At 69.2% G+C, this 20,606-nt stretch carries 16 protein-coding genes and 1 pseudogene; 14 read left to right on the plus strand and 3 right to left on the minus strand.

What is annotated here, in order from left to right; genetic code table 11:
* Nucleotides 1-177: 177 nt before the first annotated feature.
* Both AB0I12_RS03970 and AB0I12_RS03975 read right to left on the minus strand, forming a co-directional pair.
* Nucleotides 178-452: pseudogene (locus tag AB0I12_RS03970) on the minus strand (transposase); the annotation flags it as partial.
* A gap of 115 nt (nt 453-567) precedes the next feature.
* The gene (locus tag AB0I12_RS03975; RefSeq protein ID WP_359924176.1) at nt 568-981 is read right to left on the minus strand and encodes a cupin domain-containing protein; all 414 of its coding nucleotides are present in this window, start codon (nt 979-981) and stop codon (nt 568-570) included.
* Between the two features lie 101 nt (nt 982-1,082).
* Between AB0I12_RS03975 and AB0I12_RS03980 the strand changes: the two genes are divergently transcribed.
* From AB0I12_RS03980 to AB0I12_RS04045, 14 genes are all read left to right on the plus strand, one after another.
* Nucleotides 1,083-2,099 carry a ferritin-like protein gene (locus AB0I12_RS03980; RefSeq protein WP_359924179.1) on the plus strand — a complete coding sequence of 339 codons (1,017 nt, stop codon included), beginning with the start codon at nt 1,083-1,085 and terminating at the stop codon, nt 2,097-2,099.
* Nucleotides 2,100-2,199: 100 nt separating this feature from the next.
* Complete coding sequence (locus AB0I12_RS03985) at nt 2,200-3,144, plus strand: ABC transporter ATP-binding protein (protein WP_359924181.1); 945 nt, start codon at nt 2,200-2,202, stop codon at nt 3,142-3,144.
* On the plus strand, nt 3,144-4,499 hold the full coding sequence (locus tag AB0I12_RS03990; RefSeq protein ID WP_359924184.1) for an ABC transporter permease: 1,356 nt from the start codon (nt 3,144-3,146) through the stop codon (nt 4,497-4,499). Before AB0I12_RS03985 ends, AB0I12_RS03990 begins: the two co-directional genes overlap by 1 nt.
* Nucleotides 4,500-4,502: 3 nt before the next feature.
* On the plus strand, nt 4,503-7,244 hold the full coding sequence (locus AB0I12_RS03995; protein ID WP_359924187.1) for an alkaline phosphatase family protein: 2,742 nt from the start codon (nt 4,503-4,505) through the stop codon (nt 7,242-7,244).
* A 25-nt stretch (nt 7,245-7,269) separates the two neighbouring features.
* Nucleotides 7,270-7,926: a DNA/RNA non-specific endonuclease gene (locus AB0I12_RS04000; protein ID WP_359924190.1), complete on the plus strand. Its 657-nt coding sequence runs from the start codon at nt 7,270-7,272 to the stop codon at nt 7,924-7,926.
* Nucleotides 7,923-8,318, plus strand: a complete 396-nt coding sequence (locus AB0I12_RS04005) for an immunity protein YezG family protein (protein ID WP_359924193.1) — start codon at nt 7,923-7,925, stop codon at nt 8,316-8,318. The genes AB0I12_RS04000 and AB0I12_RS04005 overlap by 4 nt, the downstream gene beginning before the upstream one ends.
* Nucleotides 8,319-8,437: 119 nt before the next feature.
* A complete protein-coding gene (locus tag AB0I12_RS04010) occupies nt 8,438-10,465 on the plus strand; it encodes an AAA family ATPase (protein WP_359924196.1) in 2,028 nt (675 codons plus the stop codon).
* A gap of 52 nt (nt 10,466-10,517) precedes the next feature.
* Nucleotides 10,518-11,786, plus strand: a complete 1,269-nt coding sequence (locus AB0I12_RS04015; RefSeq protein ID WP_359924199.1) for a hypothetical protein — start codon at nt 10,518-10,520, stop codon at nt 11,784-11,786.
* A gap of 36 nt (nt 11,787-11,822) precedes the next feature.
* A complete protein-coding gene (locus AB0I12_RS04020) occupies nt 11,823-13,202 on the plus strand; it encodes a glucose-6-phosphate dehydrogenase (protein WP_359924202.1) in 1,380 nt (459 codons plus the stop codon).
* Between the two features lie 108 nt (nt 13,203-13,310).
* A complete protein-coding gene (locus AB0I12_RS04025; protein WP_359924205.1) occupies nt 13,311-13,781 on the plus strand; it encodes a hypothetical protein in 471 nt (156 codons plus the stop codon).
* Complete coding sequence (locus AB0I12_RS04030) at nt 13,778-15,439, plus strand: carboxylesterase family protein (protein WP_359924208.1); 1,662 nt, start codon at nt 13,778-13,780, stop codon at nt 15,437-15,439. The genes AB0I12_RS04025 and AB0I12_RS04030 overlap by 4 nt, the downstream gene beginning before the upstream one ends.
* Before the next feature lie 48 nt (nt 15,440-15,487).
* Entirely contained in the window at nt 15,488-18,001 is a 2,514-nt protein-coding gene (locus tag AB0I12_RS04035) for a X2-like carbohydrate binding domain-containing protein (protein WP_359924211.1), read from the plus strand.
* Between the two features lie 189 nt (nt 18,002-18,190).
* Nucleotides 18,191-19,123 (plus strand): GTP-binding protein LepA, encoded by a 933-nt coding sequence (locus AB0I12_RS04040; protein ID WP_359924214.1) that lies wholly within the window; start codon nt 18,191-18,193, stop codon nt 19,121-19,123.
* Nucleotides 19,120-19,743 carry a helix-turn-helix domain-containing protein gene (locus AB0I12_RS04045; RefSeq protein ID WP_359924216.1) on the plus strand — a complete coding sequence of 208 codons (624 nt, stop codon included), beginning with the start codon at nt 19,120-19,122 and terminating at the stop codon, nt 19,741-19,743. Before AB0I12_RS04040 ends, AB0I12_RS04045 begins: the two co-directional genes overlap by 4 nt.
* A 21-nt stretch (nt 19,744-19,764) precedes the next feature.
* On the opposite strand, the gene AB0I12_RS04050 is transcribed toward AB0I12_RS04045, so the two are convergent.
* Nucleotides 19,765-20,559 (minus strand): NPP1 family protein, encoded by a 795-nt coding sequence (locus AB0I12_RS04050; protein WP_359924218.1) that lies wholly within the window; start codon nt 20,557-20,559, stop codon nt 19,765-19,767.
* Between the last annotated feature and the right edge of the window lie 47 nt (nt 20,560-20,606).

The raw sequence follows: 20,606 nt of genomic DNA on the forward strand, positions 1-20,606 counted from the left end.
CGCGGGGGGCTCAGCCATGCTGTACGGCGCGGCGGGGCGCTCAGCCGGGCTGGTGGGAGTGCCGGTGGTTAGGCAGGGCCGTGGGGGACTGCCGGACGCCGGGCCGCTCCGCGGGGCGCTCAGCCAGGCCGGCGGAGTGCCGGAGGCTAGGCACGGCTGTGGGGGACTGCTGGAGTGCACCAGTTGGTCCATCTGCCGTGTCGACACCCCGAGCAGGTCACGCGTCGCCAGCACGTTCGTGAGCGCCGCCTCAGCGGGCCGGCGCCGTTCTAGCAGTCGGTCGGGGAAGTGGGTCCCTTCGCGCAGTTTGGGGACCGCGACATCCAGCGCGCCGACCCGGATGGCGAGCCCGCGGTGCGATAGCCGTTGCGGGAGTTCGTCTGGCCGGGGTCGCGGGTCTCGAAGGCGGCACCGGACACGCTGTCGGCGTCCGAGGACAGCAATAGGTGCATAAACGGCGCGACCTGCCGGTACAGTCCAAGGCAGACCCCCGAGCCCTGCGGCCGGTCGTCGGGAACGTGACACACCCGGCCGACCAGCTCGGTGACTGAGGAGTCGAGCCCGTAGCTACGGATGAGCGTGGCGGTTGGCTCGTTGTGTTAGTTCGGCTTCTGGGACCAGGGTGAACATTTCCTGGTGCGGGGCGCACAGCATGGTGACGGTGAACTTCAGCGGGATGTCGGAGCGGTTGTTGCCGTCCTGGTAGTGGATGATGTCGCCGCCCGGTTCCCAGAACGCCTCGCCGGCCTTGATCACGCGGGGTGGTTCGCCTTCGAGTTCGAAGAGCATCTCGCCGGCCACGACGTACCCGAAGGCCGGGCCCGAGTGGCGGTGCGGCGGCGCGCCGGGGTCGCCCGCCGGGTACTCGATGTCGACGGTCATCACGTGGAAGCCTTCGGGGACGTACGGCGGCTCGATCTCCTGCAGCATCGTCAGGGCGGTCTGCCAGGCAGTGGATCGGTGCTCGGTCGTGTCGGTCATCGGATTCACCTTCCAGTTGATCGGTCTGTAGTAGTGGGAGACCAGGCAGGAAGGCGCGGTGTGACGGTCACAGGGGAGTTGGCTGGGCTGTCTCACCAGGTATGAATCAGCGCATCGAGACCATTGACAGTCTTCACGAGCACCTGCAGTGGGCGATCGAGCTCGAGCACGCCACGATTCCGCCGTACCTGTGCGCCCTGTACTCGCTGGACCCGGCGCGGAACCCGGACGCGGTCGAGTTGGTGAGCAGTGTGTTCGTCGAGGAGATGATCCATCTCTCACTGGCGTGCAACCTGCTGAACGCCGTCGGCGGTGAGCCGCGGCTCGATATCCCGGACATGCTGCCCGGCTACCCGCGCCGGCTCCCGCACGGGTCGATCGACCTGTCGCTGTTGCCGTTCGGGCCGGACGCGCTGGAGATGTTCCTGCGCCTGGAGAAACCCGAAGCGCCCGGCTCTCCGGCCGAGAGCAACCACTACGAGACCATCGGCCAGTTCTATGACGCGATCGAGGACGGCCTCAGGTACCTGGCCGGCACACTCGGCGAGGAGAAGCTGTTCTCCGGCGACCCGGCCCGCCAGGTGACGGCCGGACCTTTCCACCACACCGGCGGCAGTCTGCAGCCGATCACCGGCCTCGCGTCCGCACTGGCCGCGCTGGACGAGATCGTCGAGCAGGGTGAAGGTACGTCGCGTGGCGAGGTGTGGGACGGCGACCACGACATCTTCCACCCGGATCGCGACGAGGTCGCCCACTACTACCGGTTCGAGGAACTCAAGCTCGGCCGCCGCTACCAGCGCGGAGACACGCCGCAGTCCGGGCCGACCGGTGAGCCTGTGACGGTCGACCTGACCGGGGTGTCGCCGATGCAGGCGAACCCGGTCCGCTCGGGCAACGCCCAGATCCGCGCCGCGCAGGAGCAGTTCGACACCGCCTACTGCACGGTGCTGTTCCTGCTGGAGCAGGCGTTCACGGGCGAACCCGGCCTGATCCGCGACGCGGTCCGCGCGATGTTCGGGCTCAAATCCGAAGCCCTGAAACTGATGCAGCTGAGCGAGGACGACCGCACCACGGCCGGTCCGACCTTCCACTACATCGATCCGGCGCAGCGCGACTGAGAGGCCGCTGAGAGCGGAGCTGAAAGGAGTTCCTCCCAGTTCGCCAATAGTTAACTTTCGGTCTTCACTTCACCGTACATTGCTTTCTAATGTATTAACCATGGACGCCCCGCCCACTGTCCGTGCCCGCGACCTCGCCAAGTACTTCGGTGAGGTCGTCGCGCTCGACGGTGTAGATCTCGACGTCGCCCCCGGCCAGATCCACGGGCTGGTCGGACCCAACGGAGCCGGAAAGACCACGCTGCTCGGGCTGCTGCTCGGCCTCGCCGTCCCCAACCGCGGCACGCTGGAGATCCTGGGTACGCCGGTCGGCCGCGCCCTCGCCGTTCCCGAGGGCGTCGCCGGCTTCGTCGACGGCCCCGGCCTGTACCCCTCGATGACCGCCCGGCAGAACCTGGCCGCCCTGGCCGCCCTCCGCGGTGACACCACGATGGACATCGACGACGCGATCGACCAGGTCGGGCTGACCGACGTGGCAGACGACCGGGTCCGCGGTTTCTCGCTCGGCATGCGCCAGCGCCTCGGCCTGGCCGCGGCGCTGCTCACCAAGCCGCGGCTCCTCATCCTCGACGAGCCGTCGAACGGCCTCGACCCGGCCGGCAAGAAGCATGTGTACGGCGTCCTCACCCGGCTCGCTGCCAACGGAACCGCGGTGATGCTGTCGAGCCACCGTATGGACGACGTCGAGGCGCTCTGTTCCGAGGTGACGATCCTTTCGACCGGACGCGTCGCGTTCTCGGGCCCGATCAGCAAGCTGGCCTCGGAGAACAGCGAACTCGACTACCGGGTCCGCACCTCCGACCCGGCGGCTGCCCGTCGCCATGCCGCCGACGCGCGGGGCATCCGGCTCCGCGACCAGGACGCCGCACAGGACGCCGTACAGGACGGTGTCGAGGTGCTGGTGATCTCGGCGTCCGTGCCGGCGCTGGATGAGTTCGTGAAGCGCCTGGTCGGCGACGACATCGCGGTCCGCGAGCTCGCGCCAGTCGTGTCGCCCCTCGAAGCCGCGTTCCTCGCCCTCACCGAGCAGCAGGAGACCAACTGATGACAGCCACCGTGGCTGCCCCCGAGACCCCTGCGGTCCGTCGAGTTCCCGTCGTTCGCGGCTACCGGTTCGAGCTGGTCAAACTGCTGACGCAATGGCGCGTTCGTGTGCTGATCATCGCGTGCTGGCTGGCGCCCGCGCTGTTCGTCGCCGTGGTCAGCCAGCAGGCCTCGCTGCCGGTCGACACGTTGTTCGGTCGCTGGATGCACAGCACCGGATGGGCCGGACCCCTTGTCCTGCTGGGCTTTTCCGGCTCCTGGGCGCTGCCGTTGCTGACGTCGCTGATCGCCGGTGACGTGTTCGCCGCTGAGGACCGCCTCGGCACCTGGCGGCATCTACTGGTCGCGGTCCGCTCGCCGCGCCGGATCTTCGTCGCGAAGGCGCTGTCCAGCCTCACTGTGATCCTCGTACTCGTGATCGGTCTGGTCGTGTCGAGCACCACCAGCGGTCTGCTGGTCGTCGGCAATCGACAGCTGATCGGCCTCGACGGCCACTTGCTCTCGCCGGGCAGCGCGGCCGGCACCGTCTTCCTCGCCTGGTTGTGCGCGCTCGCGCCGACCCTCGCGTTGGCGGCGATCGGCCTGCTCGGCTCGGTCGCGCTCGGCCGGTCGCCGATGGGCCTGCTGCTCCCGGCCGTCGTCGCGCTCGCCATGCAGATCGTCCAGCAGCTTCCGGTGCCGGTGGCCTTCCGTCTCGCGCTGCCCGGTTACGCGTTCATCAGCTGGAACGGCCTGTTCACCAGCCCGGCGCAGCTCGGCCCGCTGCTGATCGGAGTGATCGTCAGCCTGGCGTGGGCTCTCGTCGCGACCGGTCTCGCGTACTTCCTCTTCGTACGCCGTGATTTCACCAACCCGACGCACGACGGATCGGGCCGGCTCGCGCTGACGGCCGGCCTGCTGCCCCTCGTCGTCCTGCTCGGTGTGACGACGGCGGCGGTTGCTCCGGTGACCGGCTTCGGATCGGGCATCGACCAGGACAAGGTGCAGCGGGCGGTCGCGGTCGAGTTCGCGCATCTGTACCGGTTGCAGACCAAGCAGCTGAACCGCGCCGACGTCACCGAGGAGCAGCTGCAGGCCGCGGCCGGATGCACCAAGGGCGGCGACCAGGTCGCGGCGCGCGGACCCGGCAACGACTGGCGCTGCGTCGTCAGCTGGCACATCCCCGGAGTGGCCGCGGCCGGCTCGGCGATCTACCAGCTCGACATCAACCCACTCGGTCGGTACGTGGCCGACGGGGACGGACCGAAAGAAGTGAACGGCTTCTTCCTGGTCCGCACCCCGTCCGGGGACGAACCGAACCCCCTGTGGCAGTTCGACGGCAATATCGAACTGCTACCTGTCAACCCGAAGGGATAACCCATGCAGGTAACACGCCGCCGCAGGCGTGACGACAAAGGCTCGTCGAGCCCCCTCCGGCGCAGAGTACCACTGCTGACGGCGGGCACCACGGCCGTCGCGGTGACGCTCGCCGGCACCGCTGTCGCCTCGACGACCGGCTTCGGTCACGACCAGGTCGGGCAGGTGACCGACAAGGGCCAGGTCGTCTCCGCCGACCAGTACATCAAGCCGATCGGCGACCGGCTCGTCCTCCAGAAGGGCAAGATCATGTCGTCCACCGTCAGTCCGGACGGCAGCCACCTGGCTGCCTCCGTGACCGACGGCGGGATGGCGATGGCGATCGTCGACCTGAAGAACTGGAAGGTCCAGCAGTACATCGGCAACAACGCCGCCGCGGACCTGAAGATCCCCGGCAACGACGTCGGCCAGGAGGGCCCGACGTACTCGCCGGACGGCTCGCAGGTCTGGCTCGGCCAGGCCGACGGCTACCGGAAGTTCACCGTGAATCCGGACGGCACGCTGGCGAACCCGACGTTCGTCGCGATCCCGGCCGACGGCAGCAAGCGCGCGCTGGCCTCCGAGGCGGTGTTCTCGGCGGACAGTTCGACGGTCTACTCCGCGGTGAACGGCCAGAACAAGGTCGTCGCGATCGACACCGCCACCGGTGCGATCAAGCAGACGTGGGCGACCGGCAACGCGCCCCGCGACATGGTGCTGGTCGGCGACAAGCTGTACGTGAGCAACGAGGGCGGCCGCCCGGCCAAGCCGGGTGACACGACGATCAACTCCTACGGCACCCAGGTCGTCTCCAACCGGAACGCGATCACCACCACCGGTACCGTCAGCGTGATCGACCTGGCGAACCCGTCGGCCGCACCGGCCGGCATCGACGTCGGCCTGCACCCGACGGCGATCTACGCCAAGAACGGCGCCGTGTTCGTCACGAACACCGCGACCAACTCGGTGTCGGTGATCGACACCAAGCGCGGCAAGGTCACCCAGACCATCGCCACGCAGCCGTGGGCCGAGGCGTCGGTCGGCTACGAGCCGGACGGCGTGACGCTGACCGACGACGGCCACCTGCTGGTGTCGCTCGGGCGTGCGAACGCGGTCGCCGTCTACAAGTACCGCAACCCGCTCGAGCCGGTCAGCTACGTCGGCCTGCTGCCGACCGACTACTTCCCGGCCGAGCTCGCGCAGGTCGGCAAGGACATCGTCGTGTCGAACACCCGCGGCGTGGACGCCCGCCGGGAGACCACGGCCGCCGGTCACAGCACGCACGACACCACCTCGAGCCTGACCAGGTTCCAGCTGCCCGACGACCACGCGATCAAGAAGTCCACGCAGACGGTCTTCGAGCAGAACGGCTGGACGAACGGTTCGGCCCAGGTGGCGACCGACCAGGGGCACCGCAACCCGGTGCCGGTCCCGGCGAAGCTCGGCGACCCGTCGACGATCAAGCACGTGTTCCTGATCGTCAAGGAGAACCGGACGTACGACCAGGTGTACGGCGACATCCCGGAGGGCAACGGCAACCCGGCGCTGGCGCAGTACGGCGAGAACGTCACGCCGAACCAGCACGCGCTGGCCAAGCAGTTCGGGCTGTACGACAACACCTACGACATCGGAACGAACTCCGCCGAGGGTCACAACTGGCTGATGCAGGCCGACAACCCGGAGTACACCGAGTCCTCGGCCGGTGAGTACCTGCGCAGCTACGACACCGAGAACGACGCCCTCGGCCACCAGAAGAGCGGGTTCCTCTGGACCGGCGTGCAGGCGGCCGGCAAGTCGGTGAAGAACTTCGGCGAGTTCCTGTCGATCGAGCAGAAGCCGACCGACGGCACCTGGCAGAACTACTACTGCGACACCAAGAACATGATCGCGACCGGGGCGGACACCAAGTACCCGATCACGACCGGTTCGGCGATCCCGTCGCTGAACGACGTGTCGGTGCAGGGCTTCCCGCAGTTCGACACCAGCGTCCCGGACATCTACAAGACCGAGATCTGGCGCAAGGACTTCCGGAAGAACGGTCCGGCGAACCTGAACATGTTCTGGCTGTCCAACGACCACACCGGTGGTCCGGCCAACGGTCCGGCGCAGGTCGCGGACAACGACCTGGCCACGGGGCGGATCGTCGACGAGATCACCCACAGCAAGTACTGGAAGGACTCGGCGATCTTCGTCGTCGAGGACGACTCGCAGGCCGGTCTCGACCACGTCGACGGGCACCGGGCGCCGATCCAGATCATCAGCCCGTACGCACAGCACGGTGCGGTGGACAGCCACTACTACACGCAGATCACCATGATCCGCACCATCGAGCAGATCCTCGGGATGAAGCCGATGAACCAGAAGGACGCCGCGGCCACCCCGATGTTCGGCGCCTTCACCAGCAAGCCCGACTTCACGCCGTTCAGCGTGCTGCCGAACCGGGTGCCGCTGACCGACGGCCTGAAGACCCCGCCGTCGTGCGGTGTCGACGTGCCGGCGGCGCAGAACCCGACCGTCGCCGCCGCTCCGACGGTGTCCGTGCCGGCCGGTATGGAGTCGATGGCGGCGCAGTGGTCGGCGTGGAAGGACCAGCAGCGCACCACCGGCCCGAACGCCCGAGCCGACTTCGCGAACCCTGCACAGATGAACCACTACAACTGGTACGAGGCGCACAGCTGGTCCCTGCCCTACCCGGGTGAGGCCCAGATCTTCGCGCCGCAGAACGTTCCCGGCGCGGTGATCCCGGCCGCCGAGAACGACGGCTGACACCCTCGGCCGGTAGAAAGAGCGCATGACTGAACGACCGTCGCGGGCGTCGGTCCGGATCGAGCAACCCGCCGATCCGGCCGACGTCCGCGCGGTCGGTTACGGCCCGGACGACGTACCGGTGGTGCCGGACAGGTACGCCCGGCTGCCCGTGCACAAGGAGGAGTCCGGGCACGTCGGCGACTGGAACGGCAGGCTGATGGAGCCCGCGGCGTCGGCCGTGTACATCGTCGACCAGCGCTACCTGTACGTCACCGACGACCACGGCCGGGTGGCGCACGCCGAGGGCTGGCTCGGCTGGCTGCCCACGGCGGAGAACGACGAGCGCCGCAACGTCGAGGCGCAGCGGGAGGCCGGGGTGCCCGACCGGCAGCGGACCGACGACGGTGGGCACCTGTTCGCGACGGTGTTCGACGGGCCGGGGGAGTCGGTCAACCTGACCGCGCAGTCGCAGGAGCAGAACCGCGCGGTCAAGGGCAGCGAGAACTGGCGCCGGATGGAACAGACCTGGCAGGCGATGCGCGTCGCCGGTGTCCAGGTGCATGCCGCGATCGACGTCAAGCACCCGAACGGTACGACGCGCCGCCCGTCCAGCCGTACGGTCGTCGACCGGCATCAGGGTGAACGGTCGCCCCGGCGTATCTTCAGGGAGACCAAGCCGACGGCCCGGGGAGCGGGATGAGCGAGATCGAGATCATCGACACGATCGCCCGCGCGCTGGTCGCGCAGCTGCCCGCCGGGTGGCGCGAGGTCAGCGCGGTCTACCGGGCGACCACCTCGTACGCCGAACTCGACGCCGAGGTCGACGGCGCGCAGCTGGATCCGTTGCCGGACGATCTCGAGGACCAGTTTGAGGAGCTCCGGCGCGTGATGTACCAGCCGGGCAAGGGCGCGTGGCTGACCGCGCGGGTGAGCGTGACCGTCGACGGGCATTTCGCCACGGACTTCGACTACGACAACCAGCCGGCCTGGTCGATCCCTGTCGACGAAGGCATCTACCCGGCTGACCTCGCCGAGTTCCCCAGGGCCCCGGAGAACACCCCGCCCTGGATGCGACAAGCCTCCCCGGATTAATCAGTAGCGGCGCTCTGGTGGGGCTGGTAGCGTCGCCGGTCTGTCTTTTCGGGATCGAATCGAACCGGATGGATCTGCTCCGGGGCGGGACCCAGCTCACGATTCGAGGCTCATCGACGATGGTCGAACCGGAATTAGCGGCCGAACGCGCCTATCTCTCTCAAGCTCGCACCGCCCTGCGCGGTATGTACGCCGAGGTCGTGGACCGTGAGGTCCAGGTGATCGGCGGCGAGGACAACGACGAACGCTTCACCAACGAGGCCAACCAGCGTGCGAAGGAGATGCGCACCCACGCGCTCCTCGACCTGCCCGACGTCCCGCTCTTCTTCGGCCGGCTCGACTACGAGCACGGCACGATCGAGGACCTGGACCAGATCTACATCGGCCGCCGCCACGTCCACGACGGCACCGGCGTCCCGCTCGTGATCGACTGGCGCGCGCCGGTCTCGGTGCCCTTCTACCGCGCGACCCCGAGCGATCGGCGGCGGGTGCTGATGCGGCGCCGCTACGGATTCTCCGATCACGCCGAGCTGACCGGCTTCGAGGACGAGCCGCTGACGGGCGTCGTCGAGCTGGATCAGGCCGACGCCTTCCTGCGCGCCGAGATCGAGCGCCCCCGCACCGGTCCGATGCGCGACATCGTGGCCACCATCCAGCCCGAGCAGGACGACCTGGTCCGGGCGCCGCTGCACCCGAGCGTGTGCGTGCAGGGTGCGCCCGGCACCGGGAAGACCGCGGTCGGCCTGCACCGCGTCGCCTACCTGCTCTACACCGAGCGCGACCGGCTCGGCCGCGGCGGTGTCGTGATCGTCGGCCCGAACCGGTCGTTCCTGTCGTACATCCGCAAGGTCCTGCCCGCGCTGGGCGAGGTCGACGTCCGGCAGATCACGATCGACGAGCTGCTCACCCGCCCCACCGCGGCGACGGACGAACCGGGTGCCGAGGCCCTGAAGGGCGACGCGCGGATGTCCGCCGTGCTGCGGCGCGCTCTCTGGTCGTACGTCGGTACGCCGACCGAAGGAGTCCTGTACAGCAAGGGCTCCCGGCGCTACCGGGTGCACGACTACGAGGTCGTCGACATCGTGTCGGACCTGCGCGAGTCGACCCGGTACGCGCCCGGCCGGAACGCTCTCGCGCAGCGGATCGCGCATGTCGTCCTGGTCCGGATGGAGGAGCGCGCCGAGTCGCCCGACGACCGGGTGCAGAATGCGGTCGCGCGCTCCAAGCCGGTGAAGGACGTGCTCGACGCGGTCTGGCCCCGCGTCGTCCCGGAGCAGATCCTGCACCGGCTCCTCTCGGACGCGGACTTCCTGGCGGCCGCGGCCCCGGACCTGACGGACGAGGAACGCACGGCGTTGTTGTGGGCGAAACCGCCACGCTCGTGGAAGTCGGCGAAGTGGTCGTTCGCGGACACCGTCCTGCTCGACGAGCTGGAGGACCTGATCGAGCGGCGGACCGGGTCCCTCGGACATCTTGTCCTCGACGAGGCGCAGGACCTGTCGGCGATGCAGTTGCGGGCGCTCGGCCGGCGCTGCCGGACGGGATCGGCGACCGTGCTCGGCGATCTCGCGCAGGCGACGACGCCGTGGGCGGCCGGGCCGTGGGACCGGGTGCTCGGTCATCTGGGCAAGAGCGACGGCATGGTGGCCGAGCTCGATCGCGGGTTCCGGGTGCCGGCCCAGATCATCAACTTCGCGGCGAAGCTGCTGCCCGCGATCGCGCCGACGCTCGGCACCCCGAGCGGCGTCCGGACGGTCGCCGACGCGCTGAGCATCGTGACGGCCGACGCGTCGACGTTCGCCGGGCAGGTCGTCGCCGAGTGCCGTGCGGCGCTCGTCGGTGAGGGCTCGGTCGCGCTGATCGCGGCGGACGACCAGGTCGGCGGACTGCGGGACGCCATCGTCGCCGCCGGGCTCGAGACCGCCATGCTCGGTGAGACCGACGACGAGATCGACACCGTGCGACTGGTGTGCGTGCCGGCCACGCTGGCCAAGGGCCTGGAGTTCGACGCGGTCATCGTCGCCGAGCCGGCGCACATCGTCGCCGCCGAGCCCCGCGGCCTGCACCGCCTGTACGTCGTCCTCACCCGGGCCGTCAGCCGCCTGCAGATCGTCCACGCCGAACCGCTGCCGGAGGCCCTGGCCTGATCCCGTCGCGGGGCTATCGTGCAGGCAGCCGGGACGGATCGGGGGAGTGGAAGTGAGCGGACTGGTCGTCCTGATGGTGATCGCGCTGCTGCTGGTGGTGGCCGCGATCGTCTGGGGGATCGTCGCGCTCGTCCGCCGGCAGCGGTACATCGGGTCGATCCGTCAGCGCGGCTGGAGCTTCGTGAACAGCCCGACGTTCGACGCGGTCGCCCGGCTGAGCAACCCGCCGTTCGGTCTCGGCTTCGTCCGCAAGCCCGACGACCAGATCACCGGGCTGACCGCGGCCGGCCGTCCGTTCCAGGTGATCGAGTACAAGTCGACGTACTGGTCGGGCTGGGTCGGCATGGTGACGCTGTCTCGGCGGCTGCCCGAGCTGTGGATCACCGGCGGCGAGACCGCGCCGCGGTACGGCGTCGTCGCGCACGGCGTGGTCGCCCCGCCGCAGCTCGGCCCGGGGTGGCAGATCGGCGCGATGGACCCGGCGTTCGCGCAGGAGGCCCTGACCTCGCAGCTGTGTGTCCAGCTCGGCGAGATGGCCGCCGGTCAGCCCGGAGTGAACCTCGGCATCGACGGCGACCAGGTCGTCGTGCTGAACCCGCCCCGCAAGGAGATCGACCAGCTCGGTCCGTGGCTGGAGCAGCTCGGCGCGATCGCGGCGGCGATCGACGCGACGCCGCTCGACCACTGGATCCAACCGGAGCCGGAGCCGCGGCTGCGGTTCTACCATCACCCGGACTGGTACTGGATCGGGGTCGACGACAGCCTGCTGCAGTACACGCCGATCAACCGCGGCGGCTACGGTCACCGCACCGAGGACGTGATCCGCGGCCGCGACGGTGACGGGCCGCCGTTCGTCGCGTTCCAGCACCACTGGAAGACGTCGCACACCGAGTCGTACACCGACAGCAACGGCAACTCGCAGACGCGGACCGTGGTCGACCACCACTCCGAGCCGATCCTGGGATTCCAGCTGCCGGCCCGGATGCCGCAGCTGAGCGTCGGGCAGCGCGGGCTCCGCAAGGGCATCGGCTTCGAGAGCAACGCCTTCAACGAGCGGTTCGCGGTGTTCTCGGCGGACACGAAGTTCGCCTACGACGTGGTCCATCCGCGCCAGATGGAGTACCTGATGGCGACGCCGGGCGCGCCGTTCCGGATCGAGGAGGACTGGGTCTGGTTCGCGCCGGGGGAGCACAGCCAGCCCGCGATCGCGTTCTGCTCGGCGTACCTGCGCGGCTTCCTCGGCTGGGTGCCGCGGTTCGTCTGGCGCAACCTCGGCCTCCCGGACACGCCGTACCCGAACCGCGAGACAACTGCCGGGTAGGGAATGCGGTTCCCGCTCTCGTGGTTGAGTGTGTCCGTGTCAAGTCAACGAACCGTCGTCATCTTCGGTGCCAGCGGCGACCTGAGCTCCCGGTTGCTGCTGCCGGGCCTGGGCAGTCTGCTCGCCGGACCGCGCGCCTCGAGCGTGCGGATCATCGGCACCGGCCGCTCGCCGCTCGCCGCCGACGAGTGGACCGACCGCGTCCGCTCCGCCTTCGGGACCGAGCTGAGTCCCGCCGCGGCCGGCACCCTGGCGACCACGCAGTACGTCGCCGGTGACCCGACCGACGCCGCCCACCTGCGCACCCTGCTGGAGCTCGCCGGTCCGGCCCCGGTGCTGTACTTCTCGCTGCCGCCGGCCGTGACGACCGAGATCGTCGCGAAGCTGCAGGAGGCCGACCTTCCTGAGGGCACCGAGCTGGCGTTCGAGAAGCCGTTCGGCACCGACGCCGCGTCCGCCGCCGCGCTGAACAAGCTCGTCGGCGACCTCGTCCCCGAGGAGAACGTGCACCGCGTCGACCACTTCCTCGGCCGCACCGCCGTGCTGAACCTGATCGGCCTGCGCTTCGCCAACCGGCTGTTCGAGCCGGTGTGGAACGCGGAGCACATCGAGAGCGTCGAGATCGTGTACGACGAGACCCTCGGACTCGAGGGCCGCGCCCAGTACTACGACAACGCGGGCGCTCTCGTGGACATGATCCAGAGCCACCTGCTGCTCGTCCTCGCCCTGCTGGCGATGGACGCCCCGGCCACGATGGACGCCGTCGAGGTGCGCAGCGAGATGGCCCGCGCCCTCCGCAGCACGCATCTGTACGGCGGCTCCGCGCTGGAGGCGAGCCGGCGGGCGCGGTACACCGCGGGTGTCGCGGACGGTCGCGTGGTTCCGTCGTACGCCGACGAAGCGGGCGTCGACCGGGCTCGGGAGACCGAGACGCTGGGGGAGGTGACCGTCGAGGTCGGCACGAACCGGTGGGCCGGCGTCCCGTTCACGCTGCGGTCGGGCAAGGCGCTCGGTGCGGCCCGCAAGGAGATCGTGGTCAAGTTCAAGCCCCTGCGGCACCTCCCGTCGGGTCTGCACGGCGGCCGCGACGGCGAGACGCTGCGGATCGGCCTGAACCCCGGCGAGCTGTCCCTGTCCGTCCCGGCGCTCGGTGTCGACGGCCCGTACACGATGGGCCAGGTCTTCCTGGACGCGACGCTGCCGTCGTCGTCGGTGCTCCCGTACGGCGAGGTGCTGAACGGCATCCTGCGCGCCGACCCGCTGCTGTCGGTGCGCGGCGACGTGGCCGAGCGGTGCTGGGAGATCGTGGAGCCGGTGCTTGCCGCCTGGCGTGCCGGCGAGGTGCCCCTGGAGGACTACGCGGCCGGCTCCGACGGACCGGCCGACTGGCAGGCGGAGCGGGAGTCCGCCGCCTAGCCGCGCGGCTGTCACCACGGGACCAGGGACTTACCCTGGGGCGACGGGTGGGCGTCCGGCCCGAGAGTGAAGGCAGTAGCGATTCACTCTCGAGCAAGGAACGGATCCATGACCACCATCCACTTCAGCGCGGTCACCACGCTGAAGCCTGAGCAGTTCATCGCGGGGCTGACCGACTTCGGGCCCGGCCGCGCGGAACTCTTCGCCAACAGCCACGACGACTACCTCCGGGTCCACAGCCAGGGACCGGGGTACGCCGATGTCACCGAAGGTGCCGGCGGTGTGTGGGAGCGACTCAGCTACGACTGGTCCGACCCGCGGCACATCGTCCTGACGACGACCGACTCCAGTCACTGGGGCGGGGCGTCCGGCCACACCTACACGCTCACCGAGCGTGCGGACGGCACGACCACGATCGACGCGGTCGTGGTGCGGGACGGCAAGAACGTGAAGGGCCGCCTGGTCGGCGCCCTGTTCGCGCTGGTCGGCCGGCAGGTCCTGGGCAAGGCGTTCGCCAACACCCTCCGGGCCATCGAGGCCCGCCACGTTCCGCTCACAGACGGGGTATCCGAAGCATGAGAATCATCCCTTCCCGCCGGCCGCGCGTCCTCCTCGCCGCCGCGGCCGCGACGCTGGCGGTCGGCGCAGGTGCACTGACCGCCGCGGGCGCAGCCGACGCCAGCTCCACAGCCGGCTCCACCGCCATCGCCAGCACGACGTCCAGCTCCGACAGCAGCCCGTTGGTTGCCACCGACAAGGGTCTTGTCCGCGGCCGGTCCGTCGAGGGCACGTCCTCGTTCCGCGGCCTGCCGTACGCCGCCGCGCCGACCGGGAACCTGCGGTGGCGCCCGCCGCAGCCGGCGGCCGCTTGGCTCGGCGTCCGCGACGCCACGGCGTACGGCGCGAGCTGTCCGCAGGCGCCGAGCGTCGTCGCCCCACCCGGTGCCGCGCTCCTCGAGGACTGCCTGTTCCTGAACGTCACGACGCCGGCGCTGCACCCGGCTGTCAAGAAGCCGGTGCTGGTCTGGATCCACGGCGGCGGCCTGACCGGCGACAGCGGCTCGAGCTATGACGGCACGAAGCTCGCGAAGGCCGGTGCGGTCGTCGTGACCGTCAACTACCGGCTCGGCGCCTTGGGCTTCCTCGCCCACCCGGCGCTGGCCTCGCGAGGCGCGGCCGGCAACTACGGGCTGATGGATCAGCAGGCCGCACTGCGCTGGGTGCAGCGCAACATCGGCCGGTTCGGCGGCGACGCGCACAACGTCACGATCGCCGGTGAGTCGGCGGGCGGCCTGTCGGTGCTCGCGCACGTCACGTCCCGCAGTTCGAAAGGCCTGTTCCAGCGCGCGATCGTGGAGAGCGGCGCGTTCGCGCTCGAGCAGGAGCCGCTGGCGAAGGCGGAGGCGTCCGGCAAGGAGTTCGCGACGAAGGTCGGCTGCGCGGACCAGTCGGCGGAGTGCCTGCGAAACGTTCCGGTGCAGGCGCTGGTCGACAACGTCGACGCAGCGAGCGCCACGATCCCGGGTGTGGTCGACGGCGCGGTGCTGAAGGAGTCGATCGGTACGGCGCTCAGGGCCGGCCGGTTCAACAACGTGACGATCTTGAACGGCAGCAACCACGACGAAGAGGCCCTGTTCACGCTGGGCGGCCGCGTGGTCAGCCGCGGCTACAACGTCGCGTACACCAGCCCCGTCACGGCGGACAACTACGAGTCCAACATCGCCTCCGCGCTGCGCATCTCACCTGCCCGAGCCGCGGCGATCGCCAAGGGCTACCCGCTGTCCGCCTACCCGACGCCTGACAAGGCGTTCGGCACCTTGATCGGCGACGCGACCTTCGCCTGCGGCGTCGACGAGGTCAACACCGCGACTGCGGGCCGCGTCCCGACGTACGGCTACGAGTTCAACGACGACACCGCCCCCTTCCTCTTCGCCCCGGCGGGTCTGCTCAACGTGGCCACGCACGGCTCGGAGATGTGGTACCTGTTCGACCTGCCGAACGCGCCCTTCCCGGTCGCGCTGAACGCCGAGCAGACCGCGCTGGCGGACTCGATGCGCGCGGCCTGGGTCAGGTTCGCGGCGACCGGCAACCCGTCGACGCCGTCCGCGCCCTGGCCGTCGTACGCCCAGCAGGGCAATGTCCTGTCGCTGGAGCTCCCGGCAGCACAGGTCTCGACGGACTTCGCGGCCCGTCATCACTGTGCGAGTTTCGCACAGAATCTTGACAAGGTTAAGTAATAGTTCCAATATCCTATCCGATTCGGTTCTCTCAGAGAGGTCACCGCCATGACCATGTCCGTTCGGAGCAGGGTGCTACGTGCCGCGGTTGCGGCGCTCGTGGTCGCCGGGCTGCTGCCGGCAGGTTCGAGTACGTCGACAGCAGCACCGGCCACCACCACCACCGCCACGGTCCTTCCCGGACCCGCGGGGGACAAGGCTGTCCGGCCCTACATGGGCTGGAGCAGTTACAGCATGCAGGTCTACAACCCGAACGGCGGCAGCTGGATCACGGCGGATCAGCTGATCGCCCAGTCCGATGCGATGCACGCGAAGCTGCAGCCGTACGGGTACGAGTACATCAACATCGACGCCGGCTGGAACGACGGCATCGACGAGTACGGCCGGCCGAAGCCGAGCACCAAGCTCTACCCGAACGGCCTGCAGGCGGTTATCGACCACATCCACGCCAACGGCCAGAAGGTCGGCCTGTACACGATCCCCGGCATCAGCAAGGCCGTCATCGACGCCAAGCTGCCGATCTACAACGCCCCGGGGTGCACGACCGGTGATCTTCCGGTGCTGCCGCTGCAGAAGGGCGACTACTGGGGGATCGGCTACCGCATCGACTTCTCGAAGCCGTGCGCGCAGAAGTACATCGACTCGATCGCCGACCTGTTCGGCTCCTGGGGCCTGGACTTCCTCAAGTTCGACAGCGTGACCCCGGGCTCGGGCATCAGCGACCTGTCGGTGGACGCCCGCGACGACGTGAAGGCGTGGTCGCAGGCGCTGAAGCGGCACAACATCTGGCTCGAGCTGTCCTGGGCGCTGGACATCAACTACGCCGACACCTGGAAGCAGTACGCCAACGGCTGGCGGATCGAATGGGACGTCGAGTGCTACTGCACGGGGACGGCGCTGACCGCCTGGCCGAACATCAACCGGCTGTTCCCGAAGCTCGCCGAATGGTGGCGGCACGCGGGGCCAGGCGGCTGGAACGACCTCGACTCGCTCGACGTCGGCAACGGCCAGATGGACGGCCTCACCAAGGACGAACGCCGGACGGCGGCCACGCTGTGGGCGGTGTCCGCGGCGCCGATGTACATCGGCAACGACATGACCAGGCTGGACTCGTACGGTCTCGAACTGCTGACCAACCGCGAGGTGATCGCGGTCAACCAGGCCGGCCGTCCGGCGCACCCGCTGTCCATGAAGACGAACCGTCAGACGTGGTTCGCGCTCAACCCGGACAGCTCGTACACCGTTGCCCTGTTCAACCTCGGTCAGACCGACGCCGACATGACCGTGAACTTCGCCGACCTCGGCCTGAACGGCGCCGCGAAGGTGCGTGACCTGTGGGCCCGGACGGACCTCGGCACCTTCGCCTCCGGCTACACCGCGAAGGACGTCCCGATCCACGGCGTCCGGCTGCTGAAGGTCACGCCGCAGAAGGGCGCGGCGATCTCGGTCAACGACGACGACGCGCGGGTCACGTACGACGGCGCGTGGCAGCGCAACGGCAACTACGAGGTCCCCGCGGTCTCGCAGGCCCTGACCGTCAACGTGTCGGACTCGTCCGCCGCCGCCCCGCGCGCGGCCGCGCCGGAAGGTGCGCTGGAGAAGAAGCTGGCACCGACGGCCGACTCCGAGTCGCAGGCGACCACCGCCGCGGACGTCGGCACCCGGACGGTCGAGATCAACAACAACAACTCGCAGATCGTCTACACCGGCAACTGGAACTACAGCGGCGGTCGTGGACTCGGGGACTACCAGGACGACGTGCAGTGGACGGAGGGGAACGGCGACTCGTTCTCGTACAGCTTCGTCGGCAACGGCGTCGACTACGTCACCGAGACCGATCCGGGACAGGGCGACGTCGACATCTACATCGACGGTGAGTTCAAGCAGACCGTGAGTACGTACCTGGACCCGGCCCAAGGACACAACAAACCCCAGCAGGTCGTGTACAGCATCTCGGACCTGCCGAACGGCAGCCACACGATCCGCGGCGTGAAGAAGTCCGGCCAGTTCATGCTGCTCGACAAGCTGAATATCCGGCACGAGAGCCTGCTCACCCCGGACACCGCGACGTTCGACAAGGACGCGCCGACGGACGTCAGCGTCCAGCTCGGGCGCGACCCGGGCGAACTGGACGGCATCGCGAACGCGGGCAAGGACCTGGTGAAGGGCGCCGACTACACCGTCAACGGGAACACGGTGACGATCGGCAAGACGTACCTGGCGACGCTGCCGGTCGGCAGTGCGGCGCTCGACGTCCGGTTCCGTGGCGACTACCGCGACGACATCCACGCCGCCAAGGCCGACGGTGCGGCGGTCAGCCTGACCTTCACCGGCACCGGTGTGGAGTGGAGTACGGCGCTCGCCCCGGACCAGGGCGACGCGGACGTGTACGTCGACGGCAAGCTGGTCCGCCGGGTGAACCTGCACAACGACACCCGGGTGACGAACCGGACGGTGTTCACCGCGACCGGTCTGCGGAACGCGCAACACGTCGTCCGCATCGTCAAGGTGAACGGCGACGTGCTCCGCAACGACACGATCCGCTACAGCCTCGCCAAGTAGCTCGGAATAGATTGCCCAGTAATACAACGCCTTCGGCGGGCGGTGGTCCCCTGGACCGCCGCCCGCCGTCGTGTTGCCGGGCTCACAGCACCGGATGCTGCTCTGACTGACTGATCAGTCAGTTACTTTGTTAGCCTTGCCTTGGGGGATCACGTTGGCATCCCCGACGGATGAGCGAGGTGCCGCCTTATGTCGTTGAGCGATCTGACCGTTGCGCGCCGGCGAGGTCGCCGGCGGGAGGACTCCCGGCTCGCCGATCACGTCGACCGGCTGGGCGAGGAGCACCCGCCGATTCCGCTCGGCAGTGTGGACTACTCGATGAAGAAGCCCGGCCTGCTGGCCGAGCGGTTCGGGTCCGTGCTGGCCTACATGACCCGGGTCGAGCTCGAGGTCGAGCGCAATGTGCTCGAGCTGAACATCCTGCTGCCCGATCCGCCCGAGGTCGACCAGCACTTCTACGCCGACGTCTGGATGCCGCAGGAGACCCGCCACGGGCAGATCCTCGACAAGCTGCAGGATCTGCTCGGCGTGAACCCGCATGTCCCGAACCTGACCGACGTCTCGTTCAGCCTGAAGTTCCTCGGCGCGCTCGGCCGGGTGCCGGGGGTGCAGGACATCAGCCGGATGCTCTACTACCTGACCGGGCTGGCCACCGAGCGGTCCGCGGTCCTTGCCTACAACAAGCTGCACGCCGGGCTCGTCGAGCTCGGCGAGCGTGCCGTCGCGGCCACCGTGATCGCGCCGATCCGCCGCCAGGAGCCGGGACACTTCGCGTACTACCAGATGGCCGCGCAGCAGCTGTGGGACCAGCTGTCGGGCTGGCAGAAATGGCTGACGCGCGGGCTGCGGAAGCGTACGTTCGAAGTAGTCGGCGCCTACAACAAGCGACAGGTGGCCGATTTCGGAGACGTGATGGACGCGCTGAGGATGACTGACGCCGGCGAGGCGGAGCTGCGGGAGTACGCGCGGCAGGTCGGGCGCGCCGAGCACGAGCTGATGTGGGCACATCGCCGCGGGCTGCGGGTGCCGGACTACGTCTTCAAGTCCCTGAAGCGGGCCGCCGTGCTCGCTGCCGAGCGGAAAGGCGAGGTCTGGCCCGCGGCCCAACCAGCAGGCTCATGACCACGCACGCGCACGCGCGCCACACCACACGCCACCCGGGCCGCCACCCAGGGCGGCCGTCGAAGCGGCAGCTGATCATCGAGACCGCCGAGCGGCTGTTCGCCGAGCACGGGTACGACGCGACCTCGACGGCCCGGATCGCCGCCGAGGCCGGCGTACCGTCGGGGCTGGTGTTCTACCACTTCGCGACCAAGCTCGATCTGCTGCTCGCCGTGGTCCAGGAGCGCCCGGCGCCGAGCGAGGTGCTGCGGTCCGCGGCCCGCGGCCGGACCGTGCGGCGGCGCTTGCGTGCGATGGTCGCCGCGATGGCCGAGGAGCTGGAGAACGACCGCGCCGCGCGGATCATCGTGTTCCGTGAGGCGCAGGGGCGGCCGGAGATCGCGTCCCGGGCGGCCGAGCTGTTCGCCGAGGCGACCGAGACCGTCGCCGACGTCCTGGCCGGTGCCGACGACGTCGTGGCGGACCGGGATCGGGTGCAGACGGCCGCGGAGCTGGTGGTCTCCCGGGTCTTCCTCGACACGGTCGCGCTCGGGCAGGCCGACACGGCCGTCAAGCGGCATGCGGCGATGATCGACCTGATCGCGGATTCGCTGACCGGGGGCGTGCGCGCCCGGGACTGAGCGCGCACGCCGGCTGGACGGTCAGGCCCAGGGGTCGAACGGGATCCCGGACGGCTTGGAAGCGTTCAGCAGGTTGCGGAACCGGTCGTCCTTGTCGGTGATCTTGATCGTCGCCGAGCCGAAGTCGGCGGTCATCAGCGTGTCCCTCAGCGCCGTGCTGGGGTAGCCGTTCCAGTCGACGAGCGGCGGGTACCGCCAGTCGTGGTAGTGGTTCTCCGGCGGTTCGTCGTTGCTGTTGGCGAGCCGGAAGAAGTGCGTGCTGGCGCCGTCCTTGTGGTAAACGACCTTCGGGTGTGAACCGTCGAACCGGACCTGCGAGCGGGTGTAGGTGACCTGGCTCGAGTGCTGTGTCGTGGTCACGTACTCGACCTGGTTGGTGGACTGGTTCACCCAGGAGATCACGTGCTCCCAGTCGTGCCGGTGCCCGCCGAGGCTGCTGCCGGGGACCGCCTGGTCCTTCTCGAAGTAGCTGGCGTACACGATCGCGCACCAGCCGTTGTTGCACTTCGAGCGGGCGTAGGTCTGCGAGTTGTCGAGGTCGGACTGGTCGCGGCAGTTGCCGTTCACCGCGCCGGTCGGGTTGAGGCCGGGGTTGAGGGTGCCGTCGGCGCCGATCGCGGGGACCGCGTAGCAGCCGTCGGTGTCGTAGTCGTACGCCGGTGAGAACGACTGCTCGTAGCCGCCGGCGTTCTGCGGCAAGTGCGGCGGCGGGGCGGCGAAAGCCAGCGCGGCCGAGGTGACCGTCAGCGCGAGGGTGCCGAGGACGACGCCGAGCGTCCTGCGCACGCCGCGGCGGGGTGGGGCGGAATCCTGCATCGATTGCTCCTTCGAAACTTAATTCAGGGCGGAAAGGAACGAGACGA

Source organism: Kribbella sp. NPDC050459 (genome assembly GCF_040655315.1).
Lineage (GTDB): Bacteria > Actinomycetota > Actinomycetes > Propionibacteriales > Kribbellaceae > Kribbella.

Bases quoted from the DNA above. Each gene is read 5' to 3' on its own strand.
- AB0I12_RS04000 (WP_359924190.1), top strand. From the start codon at position 7,270: ATGACTGAACGACCGTCGCGGGCGTCGGTCCGGATCGAGCAACCCGCC.
- AB0I12_RS04030 (WP_359924208.1), top strand. From the start codon at position 13,778: ATGAGAATCATCCCTTCCCGCCGGCCGCGCGTCCTCCTCGCCGCCGCG.
- AB0I12_RS04025 (WP_359924205.1), top strand. From the start codon at position 13,311: ATGACCACCATCCACTTCAGCGCGGTCACCACGCTGAAGCCTGAGCAG.
- AB0I12_RS04045 (WP_359924216.1), top strand. From the start codon at position 19,120: ATGACCACGCACGCGCACGCGCGCCACACCACACGCCACCCGGGCCGC.
- AB0I12_RS03980 (WP_359924179.1), top strand. From the start codon at position 1,083: ATGAATCAGCGCATCGAGACCATTGACAGTCTTCACGAGCACCTGCAG.
- AB0I12_RS03995 (WP_359924187.1), top strand. From the start codon at position 4,503: ATGCAGGTAACACGCCGCCGCAGGCGTGACGACAAAGGCTCGTCGAGC.
- AB0I12_RS03985 (WP_359924181.1), top strand. From the start codon at position 2,200: ATGGACGCCCCGCCCACTGTCCGTGCCCGCGACCTCGCCAAGTACTTC.
- AB0I12_RS04040 (WP_359924214.1), top strand. From the start codon at position 18,191: ATGTCGTTGAGCGATCTGACCGTTGCGCGCCGGCGAGGTCGCCGGCGG.
- AB0I12_RS03975 (WP_359924176.1), bottom strand. From the start codon at position 981: ATGACCGACACGACCGAGCACCGATCCACTGCCTGGCAGACCGCCCTG.
- AB0I12_RS03990 (WP_359924184.1), top strand. From the start codon at position 3,144: ATGACAGCCACCGTGGCTGCCCCCGAGACCCCTGCGGTCCGTCGAGTT.
- AB0I12_RS04010 (WP_359924196.1), top strand. From the start codon at position 8,438: ATGGTCGAACCGGAATTAGCGGCCGAACGCGCCTATCTCTCTCAAGCT.
- AB0I12_RS04035 (WP_359924211.1), top strand. From the start codon at position 15,488: ATGACCATGTCCGTTCGGAGCAGGGTGCTACGTGCCGCGGTTGCGGCG.
- AB0I12_RS04005 (WP_359924193.1), top strand. From the start codon at position 7,923: ATGAGCGAGATCGAGATCATCGACACGATCGCCCGCGCGCTGGTCGCG.
- AB0I12_RS04050 (WP_359924218.1), bottom strand. From the start codon at position 20,559: ATGCAGGATTCCGCCCCACCCCGCCGCGGCGTGCGCAGGACGCTCGGC.